We start from the raw sequence: 10,143 nt of genomic DNA on the forward strand, positions 1-10,143 counted from the left end.
TTCCGTGGTCCGGGCCGGGCGTCGTGGAGGACGCGTCCGCGTGGGCGGACCTCACCGGATGCACGGCACGGCAGAGGGGGGAAGGGTGGCCCAGCGGCGCACTCCGCTCGCGGAACGAGCTCGCTACTGGTTCGACAGCACCCTGGCCGGGGGCGCCTCCGTTCTCGTCGGCTGGCTGGCGCTGCTGTGCCTGGCCGTCGTCGTCCCGGTCAGTGCGGTGCTGGTGTGGACCGACCCGGACGCACCGGCCGCCCTGCCGGACCGGCTCGCGGCGGTGTGGCGGCTCACCGGCGAGACGCTGCGCCTGGGCGGCGCGACCGGCGCACCGCTGCGGGTGCTGATGTCGGTGCTGCTCGCCCTGGTCGCCCTGCTGTACGTCTCCACCCTGGTCGGTCTGATCACGACGGCGTTCACGGAGCGGCTCACCGCGTTGCGCCGGGGCCGTTCCACCGTGCTGGAACGAGGGCACGCGGTGGTGCTGGGCTGGTCGGAGCAGGTGTTCACGGTGGTGGGCGAACTGGTGGCCGCCAACGCCAACCAGCGGCGGGCGGCGGTGGCCGTGCTGGCCGACCGGGACAAGACCGCGATGGAGGAGGCCCTCGGCACGAAGCTGGGTCCCGCGGGCCGTACGCGGCTGATCTGCCGCAGCGGTCCGACCACCGACCCGGCCGTGCTCTCCCTGACCAACCCGGCCGCCGCGGGCGCCGTCCTGGTCCTGCCGCACGACGAACCGGACTCCGACGCCGACGTGGTCAAGACGCTGCTGGCGCTCCGGGCGGCGCTCCCCGACCCGGCGGCCGGCCCGCCCGTGATCGCGGCGGTCCGGGACGACCGGTACCGGCTGGCCGCCTCCCTCGCCGCGGGCCCGCGCGGTGTCGTCCTGGAGAGCGACACCATCACCGCGCGGCTGATCGTCCAGGCCGCCCGCCGCCCCGGGCTCTCCCTCGTGCACCGGGAACTCCTCGACTTCGCCGGGGACGAGTTCTACCTCGTCGCGGAACCCGCCCTGACCGGCCGCGCGTTCGGCGAGGCGCTGCTGTCCTACCCGACGTCGTGCGTCGTCGGACTCGTGCGCGGCGGGACCGTCCTGCTCAGTCCGCCCCCGTCCAGTGCGCTGCGCGAGGGCGATGTGCTCGTCGTCGTCCGCCACGACGACGACACCGCCGCGCTGGAGGACTGCGCCGGGTGGGTCGAGGAGGACGCGATGGTGTCCGGGGCGCCGGCGCCCGCCCGGCCGGAGCGGGTGCTCCTGCTGGGCTGGAACCGCCGGGCACCGCTCGTCGTCGACCAGTTGCGCCGCCGCGCGCGGCCCGGTTCGGCCGTCGACGTGGTGACGGACGGCGGTGAGGCCGTCGCCCGGCAGGTCGACGACGCCGACGCGGACGCCGGCACCGGGCTGACGGTGACCCTCCACCGGGGCGACACCACCCGCCCCGAGACCCTGCGCCGCCTGGACATCGACGCCTACGACAGCGTCGTCGTGCTGGGCCGGGACCCGGCTCCCGGGCAGCCGGCGGACGAGCCGGACAACCGCACGCTCGTCACCCTCCTGCTCCTGCGGCAGCTCGAACAGGCCACCCGGCGCGAACTGCCGGTGGTCACCGAGCTGGTGGACGACCGCAACCGGGCGCTGGCGCCGATCAGCCCCGGGGCCGACGTGATCATCAGCGGCACCCTCATCGGCCTGCTCATGGCGCAGATCTCCCAGAACCGGCACCTGGCCGCGGTCTTCGAGGAACTGTTCTCCGCCGAGGGCAACGGCGTCCACCTGCGGCCGGCCGCCGACTACGTCCGGCCGGACCGGGAGACGTCCTTCGCCACGGTGGTGGCCGCGGCACGCGACCGGGGCGAGTGCGCCATCGGCTACCGACGGCACGACGACGCGTCGAAGGGACCGCACTACGGTCTGCGCATCAATCCGCCCAAGAGCGAACGGCGCCGCTGGACCGACCGGGACGAGGTGGTCGTCGTCGGCGCGGACTGACCCGGCGGGGCGGAGGCGGCGACCGGGACGGTCCGCCGGGTCCGGCGGCACGCCCCCGTGCCGGCCGGCCGTCTCATCCGCGGGCGGGTGCCGGGTCGGGGAAGGACCGGTCGCCGAAGAGGACGCGGGCGGCGGCGGCCCGGCCGAGCGGTGTGCGCAGCAGGGTGAAGGCCGCCGCCATCGCGACCGGCGTGCGCACCTGGGCCAGCCCCCTGCGCAGCAGCAGCCGTCCGTGGAAGCGGGCGCGCAGCGGGGCCCCGTCGTAGCGGGCCGGTCCGTCGGGGCGTCCGGTGCGCAGGGCGTCGTCGAGGACCGCGGCCGCGTGTTCCGACAGCCGCAGGCACGGGTCCAGGCCGCCGGCGGTGAGCGGTGAGACCGCGCCCGCCGCGTCCCCGACGAGCAGCCCGTCGGGGCAGCCGATCCGCCGCAGCACGCCGCCGACGGGGATCGGGCCGCCGCGCCGCTCGACCGTCTCGGGGCGCGGTACGCCGTCCAGCCCGGGCGGCGCGGCGCTGAACCGCTCCAGGGCACGGCGCAGCCCGGCGGGGAAGCGGTCGGCGTAGCCGGCGACGCCGACATGGGCGTGTCGACCGTCGTTGACCACCCAGGCGAGGTAGCCGGGGGCGAGTGCGGGGTCGAGCACGCAGTGGAAGGTCGGCGGCTCGTCGCCGCCGGGCAGCGGGAAGACCTCCTCCGCCCCGACCAGCAGGTGGTGGTTGCGGTCCAGGGCGAGGTCACGGGCGACCCTGGAGCGGGCTCCGTCGGCGCCGACGACGAAGCGGGCCCGGACCACCGCGGGCCCGTCGCGGCCGACCAGGCGGTAGCCGTCGCCCTGCCGGCCGGTGTAGCGCGTGCCGAGCGCCATCCGCACGCCGGCCCGCTCGGCGTCGGCCGCCGCCGACGTGTAGAGCGGCGCCATGTCGCCCACCCGGTACTCGTCGCGGTCGCTGACCAGGCTGACGGGGCGGCGCAGGTCCGGCGGGTAGAGCATCACACGCCGGATGGGCGGTCCGAGGCACTCGGGGGGCAGGGGGAAGTCGTCGAGCGTCTTGCGCACGAAGATGCCGGTGGTGCGGATCGCGCCGGCGAGCGTGGTGCGCCGGTCGACCAGGAGTACGTCGTGGCCCTGCCGGGCGAGGAGCGTGGCGGTGTGCAGGCCGGCCAGCCCGGCCCCGACCACGAGGACGTCCGCGGTGGTCGTCCGCCCTGTGCTCGTCGTACTCGTCTCGTCGGCCGCCGTCATGCGCTGCTCCCTGTCCGGTCCGCCGCGGCGTACGTCGGACGCTGACGAGCCACAGGCAGTCCTGATCGACTGTCGATGGAAATCTATCGATTTTCGATAGGCGCGGCAAGGGTGGACAACAGGGCGGGAGAACGGCCCGCCGGAACGGAGGTCGACGCCGGTCGTCGGACACCCGGGGAGGAGGCCTCGACGGGTGAGCGGCGGGCGGCCGCCGCGGTCACCGCGCCGGCCCGGTACGTCCGGTCTTTCTCGACCGCCGGGAAGCGGCTGTGGAGGTTCCCGCAGCGGCCGGCCGGACAGCCGGGGCCGGGCACGGAGCCCGGCGGGCGCGGTACGGGGGCGAACGCCTCACCGCACCGGAGACCCTCTCCCGGGGCGGTGGACAGGAGGCCGGCCACGCCGGCGTTCCTGTTCCGTCCGGCCGCCGGGTCGTCCAGGACGACCGGTGCCGCGGCCTGCGGCCCGCCGGCCGACGCAGGCGGAGCGGCCGGCACGGCCCCGCCACCGCCGCGACGGCCACCACCGTCGCCGACACGGCCGTCCCGCGCGCACGTTCGCGTCCTGTGCCCCCGCCGCCCGCCGTCACCGCGTCTCCCCCGCCGGACGGCCCCCCTGCCCCCGTACCGGGTCAGGCCCGCTTGAGGATCCGCAGGTCCCCCGCGTCCGGGTCGCCGAGAGCCACGAAGAGCTCCGGCTCGCGTCGCGTGCCGCCGATCGTCCAGGTCGTCCCGTCGCCGCAGCCCGCGACCGTCACGCGGACGCCGGCGCGGCCCTCGGAGTCGGGCAGCCACCTGCCGGTGCCGTCGCAGGTGACCGCGTCCCAGCCGGGGCCGTTCATCGGCAGATCGGCCGCCTCGGCCCGTCCGCCGGGCAGCAGCCGCAGCACGGCCCCGCCCTCCCCGCGCCAGACGCCGGCCAGCCGGTCACGGGACAGCTTCGGAGGCTCGTACTGCTCCACCAGCCCGGCGGCCGTGGCCAGCAGCCCGCCCAGCAGCGTCAGCACGCACAGCCCCGCCGAGGCCGACGCCGAGCGGAACCACAGCCCCAGGCACCCCCACGACCGCCCGGCGGCCTCGGCCCGCCGCCGGACGAACGCGGCCCACGCGACGGGCCAGACACCGAGCGCGGCGCACCACACCGCCGTCGCCGCGAACGGCCGGTCCACGGCGAGCGCGGCGGCCACGGCCCACACCACGCCCACGGCCGCGGTGCCCAGCAGCCGCCGGCCCCACCGGGGCACGCGGGGCAGGGGCCGTTCCAGCCACTCGGCGAGCAGCCAGCCCGGCATGAGCTGCAGGGTCGAGTGCAGCAGCCCCAGGACCGGCAGCACCAGCGGCAGGAAGAGGCACAGGCAGAACATTCCCAGGCCCCCGACGGGAAGGCCGTAGTCGTCCCGCGTGAATGAACCGATCCACCACGCCACGGAAGCCGCCGGCAGCTGCGCCGCGCTCGCCGAGGAAACCGCCTCGCGCTCGGCCGGCGTCCAGGCCGACCACGCGCGGCCCACCCCTCGGCCCACCGGTCCCCACCCCATGGGCCCGAGCGTACGTCCGAGCGTTCCGGCCGGTCGCGGCGCCCCGGATCAGCCGGCGGCCGCGGCGGCGCGTCCCGCCTCCGGCCCGCCACCGTCCAGCCCCGCAGCGCGGCGTCGCACAGCACGGCGGCCCGGGACCGTGCGTGGTCGGTCGGGCCCGCGGATCAGGTCCGCGCGGTCCGCGTGCTCGGCGGTGATCCGGCCGGGGTTCCAGGTGCCGGGGCTGACGCGGTCGCCGGAGGCGGGCCGTGCGCCGGCGACGACACCGGGGGCGACCGCCGCGACCTCTGCGGCGGACGCGTCGACGCCGAGGAGGCGGGCCGGGATCCGGTCGGCGTTCCGTCCTGCGCCGTCCGCGTCCCCGGGGCCGGGGGCCGCCGCGTCCGGCGACCGGTCGCCGGCGGTGCGCGGAGCTGTCGCGGCCGTGTGCCCTTCCCTCCTCAGCGGGCGTCCGCCGGACCCGCGTCCCGCTCCGCCGCCTCGGCGACGCGTCTGATGGTCGCCAGCCGCCGCTCCCAGTCGGCCGCGAGGGAGGCCATCCACCGCGCCGTCGCGTCCAGCCCCGCGGGCCGCACCGCGTACCGCACCTCGCGTCCGACCCGGCCGCCGGAGACCAGCCCCGCGGCGTCCAGCACGGCGAGGTGCTTGACCACGGCCTGCCGCGAGACGGGGAGGCGTTCGGCGAGCGTCGTGGCGGTGGCCTCCCCCAGGCCGGCGAGCAGGTCGAGCAGCCGGCGTCGCGTCGGGTCGGCCAGTGCGCCGAGGACGCTGTCGACGGCCTCGGCGGCACCGGGTCGTTCTTCGGTCATGCGGAGGGCTGCTCGGCGCGCGTCTTGAGCGCGTCGAGCTCCAGCGGCCAGCCTTCGCTGTGGTCCTTGTGGTTCTGGCTGCGCAGTTCCTCGGACCCGGCCAGCGCCGCGAACCCGCTCTCGACGACGCGGAGCCGCGTCCGGCCGCCCTCCTCGGTCAGCGTGAACTCCACGAGGGTGCTGTTCTCCTCGCGCAGTTCCTCGCCGGGGAACGCGCTGGTCCAGCGGTAGGCCAGGTACGTCGGCGGCTCGACCTTCTCCACCCGTACCGGGAAGTCGCCGTGCTCGGGGTTCCTCGCCACCATCGTCTCGCCTTCCCTGGCCACGGTGCCGGGCAGGCTCGCCTTGTCGGCCACCCAGAACCCGGGCTGGGCCACGAGGGACCAGACCCGCTCCAGTGGTGCCGCGATCAGGGTTTCGCGTTCGATCCGGTCCTCGCTCATGAGGGACTCCTTCGTCGTCACCATCAGTGCAACTCCAGAGTTGCACATCACCCTTCGGGGTGCAACTCCACGGTTGCGCCTGGGGCCGCGCCTCCCACGGGACATTCGGGCACCCATGGGCGCCGCCCTGTCGAAGGCCCTGCTCAGAGGGTGCGCAGGACCGCGACGACCTTGCCAAGGATGGTCACGCCGTCGCCGGGAAGGGGCTCGTAGGCGGGATTGCGGGGCATGAGCCACACCTGCCCGTCGCGGCGGTGCAACTGCTTCACCGTGGCCTCCTCGCCCAGGAGCGCGGCGACGATGTCCCCGTGGTCGGCACTGTCCTGCCGTCGCACGGTGACGATGTCGCCGTCGCAGATCGCGGCTTCGACCATGGAGTCGCCGGACACCGTCAGCGCGAACAGCTCGCCCTCGCCGACCACTTGGCGCGGCATGCGGTACACGTCCTCGACGACTTCCTCGGCGAGCAGGGGCGTTCCGGCGGCGATCCGCCCGACGAGCGGCACGTCGACCGGCTCCCCGCCCCCGCCGTCCGCCCCGGGCGCCTCCGGGGACCGCACCCGGTAGGCGCGGGGACGGTTCGGGTCGCGGTAGAGAACGCCCTTGCGCTCCAGGGTCATCAGCTGGTGGGCGACCGAGGAGGTGCTGGCGAGCTGCACCGCCTGCCCGATCTCCCGCATGGACGGCGGGTAGCCCTGGCGCAGCACGGTCTGCGCGATGAACCGGACGATCGCCTCCTGGCGCGCCGTCAGTTCACCCGGGACGGTTCGGATGCCCGGCGGCCGCCCCCGCCGGGTGTGCGCGTTGTTCTCCATCCGGGGCACCTCCGCACAAGATCGCTCAGAGCGCGACCCTATCCCGCGTACCCCGGCAAAGGGAACAGGGCTTCGAACCCGCGGACGCCGCAGGCAGGCCTTCGACGTCTTCCCGTGCGCGGCCAAAGCGCACGTATGCCGGGAAACGGGGCACGTCCGGTGCTTCGCGGGGTGGCCGTGCCACGGGCCGGAGCCGTCGCACGCCGCACGGGTGACCGCGTGGAGGCGGGCGTCGACGGCCCGGCCGAGGCCGTGCCGGGCCGCCCGGCGGAGTTCCGCCACCGCCACCCGGCCGGCGACGTCCGCGACCCGTACGCCGAGGACGGCACGGACCGTGGTCGAAGCCGCACGCGCTGACCCTCGTGTCCGCTCGCCCGCGGCCCGATGCTCCGCCACGACGGCCGCGGGCGGCCCGCGGCCGCTCACCGGCCTGATCAGCACCCGGAGCACCCTGCCCTGAGCCCGTCACGCGGCCCGTCGCGCGGTCCTCTCCCGCCGCTGATCAAGGCAGCCAGGAGCGGTCCGGCGTGGGGCCCGCCCTCCGGGCGGAGGGCGGGCCCCACGCCGTTCGGCGCGTGCGCTGCCCTGTCCTGCCCGTACTCCGGTCCGGGGTGTCCGCGGTGCACGCGGACCGGCTGCGCGCAGGCCTCTTCGAGGGGGACGCCCCCGTTCAGCTGTTGGAGCCGTAGTCGGCGCGGCGCCCGCCCGAACCGCCGCCGTGCCAGTCCAGCACCATGGTGGTGGCGTCGTCGGGCAGGGATCCCCCGCAGGCCTCGTGGACCGCCGTGGTCAGGGCACGGACCACCTCGCGGGGGTGTTCCTCGCGGGTGTCGTGGACGAGGGCCGGCAGGTCGACCGCGGCGGCGGCGCGTTCGCGCATGCCGTCGGTGATCAGCACCAGGCGGTCGCCGGGTTCCAGCTGAAGCTCCTGCACCTGATAGGTGACCGGGGCGGGCACGCCGAAGGGCAGGTTCACCTTGAGGGCCAGTTCCTCCACCCGGGTGCCGCGCAGCCGCAGGGGCCAGGGATGGCCCGCGTTGACCAGCTCGCAGGCGCCGGTGTCCAGCTGGACGCGCAGCAGCTGGCCGGTGGTCATGCCGCGCGCGTGGCCGCTGACCGCCCGGTGGGCCGCGTACGCCTGGTCGAGGATGCCGCAGCCGGCGCGGCGGGCCCCGCGCAGCGCGTTGACGGTCAGTGTGGCCAGCAGCGCGGAGGCCGTGTCGTGCCCCATCGCATCGGTGAGGGACAGGTGCAGGGCGGTCTGGTCGAGCGCGTAGTCGTAGGTGTCACCGCCGATGTCGTCGGCCGGGACCAGGCCGCCGGCCAGGGTGAACTGGGCCGCTTCGCAGCAGGACGCCGACGGCAGCAGCTGGTGCTGGATCTCCGCGGCCAGGCTCACCGCCGTGGTCCGCCGGCCCCAGTGGTAGAGGTCGGTGAAGCGGCGGTCGGTGACCACGATGTACGCGAGCGCGTGCGCCGCCCGGGCCACCGCGTCGCGGACCGCGTCGTCCGCGTACGGCACCACCATCTCCAGGACGCCGACGCAGTCGCCCCGGTTCGTCACCGGGGCGGCCATCCGGAACCCGCCCTCCCCGTCCGGCTCCTGGTGCAGACGCTGGGAGCGCAGCACCCGGTCGTAGACGCTGTCCGCCAGCGCGACCCTCACCACCTCGCCGCGTACCTGTGCCGCCGTACCGGACCGGGGCAGCCGTACGGCTTCCTGCCCGACCATGTCGACGAACCAGAAGCACACCTCCGTGGCCGAGAACCGCTTCTCCAGGTTCCGGGCCACGACGTCCACCGACTCCACCGGAGCGGCGTCCTCCGCCGCCCGCAGCACCTCGTCCAGACCCAGTCCCTCATCGCCCCACACAGGCACCTCCCAGCCGTCCACGTCGGATTCCCCGCGGACCCCCTGGAGATGCACCAGCCCGGCAAGTTCCACCGGTCGGCACCCGGCTCCCGACGTTCGCGGAGACCGGCCGGGAGCGGGCGGGCCGGCCCACGCGCGCCGCGTCGGCCTGGGCATCACCGCGATCCTGTTTGGCCGTAGGCGTGGTCCACGTGCCCGGAGGGCGCACCCGGCCGGCGTATCTCCTCGACGCCGTCACGAGGGCGGGGCGGATCACCGCTCGGCTGCGTTCCGGCTCCGCGCGCGGCAGGGGAAGCGCCGGGAACGGTGCCGGACGAGCGGCCGGCCGGCGGGTGTCCGGGGGGCCGGGTGCCGGAGTGGACGGGCGACGACCACGACACCGGTCGGTGGGCGGCCGCATGCCGGCCGGTTTCCCGGAAGCCGCTGAAGCCGGGCCGCGGTGGCGTGCCCCCGGCCGCTTCGTTCGGCCGTCCTGTCCCTTCCGTTCCCCCTCCGTGCTCGCCGGACGGTCCGCCGACGGCCGGGACGTCGTCGGGGCATGGCCGGGTCTCGCCGGAGCCGTGGCGGCCCGGCCCGGCCGGAAGGGGCCGCGCCCCTCGGCCGGCCCGGTCCGGACGGCAGGCCCTGGATCCGCTGATCGCCGTACCCTCGGCCGGCCCGGTCCTCCCGGAGCGGAGCCCGCGTCAGTCGCCGCCGGTGGTCTTCTCCACCAGCGCGCTGTGGGCCGGCCGCAGCGTGTCCGCCCCGGCCGGGGTGGTGAGCGCGACCATGGGGGTGCGCGTGGCGCGCGGCGGGAGCAGCCGGCCGGTGGTCAGGGTCGAGGTCACCCGGACGCTCATGCGGAAGGGCGGGTCAGCAGCTCGCCCACGGTGTCCTTGCCGCCCTCGGTCCGCGCCTCCTCGTGGAGCTCGGCCGGCCGTTGCGGACCCACGTACCGCGTGGAGGGAGACCGCGGCGGACCATGGTCACCGACGCCTTGCCGAGCAGCCGGCTGAGCCGGAACGTCGCCAACGAGTTCGGCGCCGCGTCCCACGGCCGGGGCCGCTCCGGCAGCGGGCGTCCGCGCGGCCGGACCGCCGTGCTTTGGGCCGCCGTGTGGAGCGCGCATCCCTCATGGCCGCGAGCCGGCCGCCGGGCGGCCGTCCGTGCCCCGTCGAACAGGTCCGCCCCGTACCCCGGAGCACCCCGCGGAGGCGTTGCGCGAGGCGGGTGTCAGGTGTCGTGCCGGTGGGCTCTGCCGGTCGTGGAGCCGGCCCGGCGCCGGTGCGCGCCCCGGGTGCCGTCCGCGCGGCCGTGGCCGTCGCGGTCCCGCAGGCGCAGGCGGATCTCCACATGGCCGTCGACGACGCGGGTGTCGAAGGCGGGCTGGGGGGCGGTGGCGGGACCGCGCACGTTCCAGCCGTCCGCGAGCCGGAAGACGCTGCCGTGCCAGGGACATTGCA

General features: G+C 76.2%; 10 protein-coding genes. 2 read left to right on the plus strand and 8 right to left on the minus strand.

Annotated elements, in window-relative coordinates:
• Positions 1-85: 85 nt before the first annotated feature.
• Entirely contained in the window at positions 86-1,984 is a 1,899-nt protein-coding gene (locus ACIF8T_RS31970) for an NAD-binding lipoprotein (protein ID WP_400039844.1), read from the plus strand.
• A gap of 73 nt (positions 1,985-2,057) precedes the next feature.
• On the opposite strand, the gene ACIF8T_RS31975 is transcribed toward ACIF8T_RS31970, so the two are convergent.
• From ACIF8T_RS31975 to lexA, 5 genes are all read right to left on the minus strand, one after another.
• Positions 2,058-3,227: an FAD-dependent oxidoreductase gene (locus tag ACIF8T_RS31975; protein ID WP_400039846.1), complete on the minus strand. Its 1,170-nt coding sequence runs from the start codon at positions 3,225-3,227 to the stop codon at positions 2,058-2,060.
• Between the two features lie 628 nt (positions 3,228-3,855).
• Positions 3,856-4,761: a hypothetical protein gene (locus tag ACIF8T_RS31980; RefSeq protein ID WP_400039848.1), complete on the minus strand. Its 906-nt coding sequence runs from the start codon at positions 4,759-4,761 to the stop codon at positions 3,856-3,858.
• A gap of 440 nt (positions 4,762-5,201) precedes the next feature.
• Positions 5,202-5,570, minus strand: coding sequence for an ArsR/SmtB family transcription factor (locus ACIF8T_RS31985; RefSeq protein ID WP_400039850.1), 369 nt, complete (start codon positions 5,568-5,570; stop codon positions 5,202-5,204).
• On the minus strand, positions 5,567-6,013 hold the full coding sequence (locus ACIF8T_RS31990; protein ID WP_400039852.1) for an SRPBCC domain-containing protein: 447 nt from the start codon (positions 6,011-6,013) through the stop codon (positions 5,567-5,569). The genes ACIF8T_RS31985 and ACIF8T_RS31990 overlap by 4 nt, the downstream gene beginning before the upstream one ends.
• A 143-nt stretch (positions 6,014-6,156) precedes the next feature.
• A complete protein-coding gene (lexA, locus tag ACIF8T_RS31995) occupies positions 6,157-6,828 on the minus strand; it encodes a transcriptional repressor LexA (RefSeq protein ID WP_400039854.1) in 672 nt (223 codons plus the stop codon).
• A gap of 171 nt (positions 6,829-6,999) precedes the next feature.
• On the opposite strand from lexA, the gene ACIF8T_RS32000 reads away from it, so the two are divergent.
• Positions 7,000-7,185, plus strand: coding sequence for a hypothetical protein (locus ACIF8T_RS32000; RefSeq protein WP_400039855.1), 186 nt, complete (start codon positions 7,000-7,002; stop codon positions 7,183-7,185).
• Between the two features lie 313 nt (positions 7,186-7,498).
• On the opposite strand, the gene ACIF8T_RS32005 is transcribed toward ACIF8T_RS32000, so the two are convergent.
• The 3 genes from ACIF8T_RS32005 to ACIF8T_RS32015 form a co-directional block, all read right to left on the minus strand.
• Positions 7,499-8,722, minus strand: coding sequence for a PP2C family protein-serine/threonine phosphatase (locus ACIF8T_RS32005; protein WP_400039857.1), 1,224 nt, complete (start codon positions 8,720-8,722; stop codon positions 7,499-7,501).
• 662 nt (positions 8,723-9,384) lie between these two features.
• Positions 9,385-9,528 (minus strand): hypothetical protein, encoded by a 144-nt coding sequence (locus ACIF8T_RS32010; RefSeq protein ID WP_400039859.1) that lies wholly within the window; start codon positions 9,526-9,528, stop codon positions 9,385-9,387.
• A 385-nt stretch (positions 9,529-9,913) separates the two neighbouring features.
• The coding region (locus tag ACIF8T_RS32015; RefSeq protein ID WP_400039860.1) for a Rieske (2Fe-2S) protein at positions 9,914-10,143 on the minus strand (230 nt) is incomplete at its 5' end.

The organism is Streptomyces sp. NPDC085946, from assembly GCF_044540485.1.
Taxonomy (GTDB): Bacteria; Actinomycetota; Actinomycetes; order Streptomycetales; family Streptomycetaceae; genus Streptomyces.

Excerpts from the sequence above, each read along its gene's own strand:
- ACIF8T_RS31975 (WP_400039846.1), bottom strand. The coding sequence starts at position 3,227 with ATGACGGCGGCCGACGAGACGAGTACGACGAGCACAGGGCGGACGACC.
- ACIF8T_RS31980 (WP_400039848.1), bottom strand. The coding sequence starts at position 4,761 with ATGGGGTGGGGACCGGTGGGCCGAGGGGTGGGCCGCGCGTGGTCGGCC.
- ACIF8T_RS31985 (WP_400039850.1), bottom strand. The coding sequence starts at position 5,570 with ATGACCGAAGAACGACCCGGTGCCGCCGAGGCCGTCGACAGCGTCCTC.
- ACIF8T_RS31990 (WP_400039852.1), bottom strand. The coding sequence starts at position 6,013 with ATGAGCGAGGACCGGATCGAACGCGAAACCCTGATCGCGGCACCACTG.
- lexA (WP_400039854.1), bottom strand. The coding sequence starts at position 6,828 with ATGGAGAACAACGCGCACACCCGGCGGGGGCGGCCGCCGGGCATCCGA.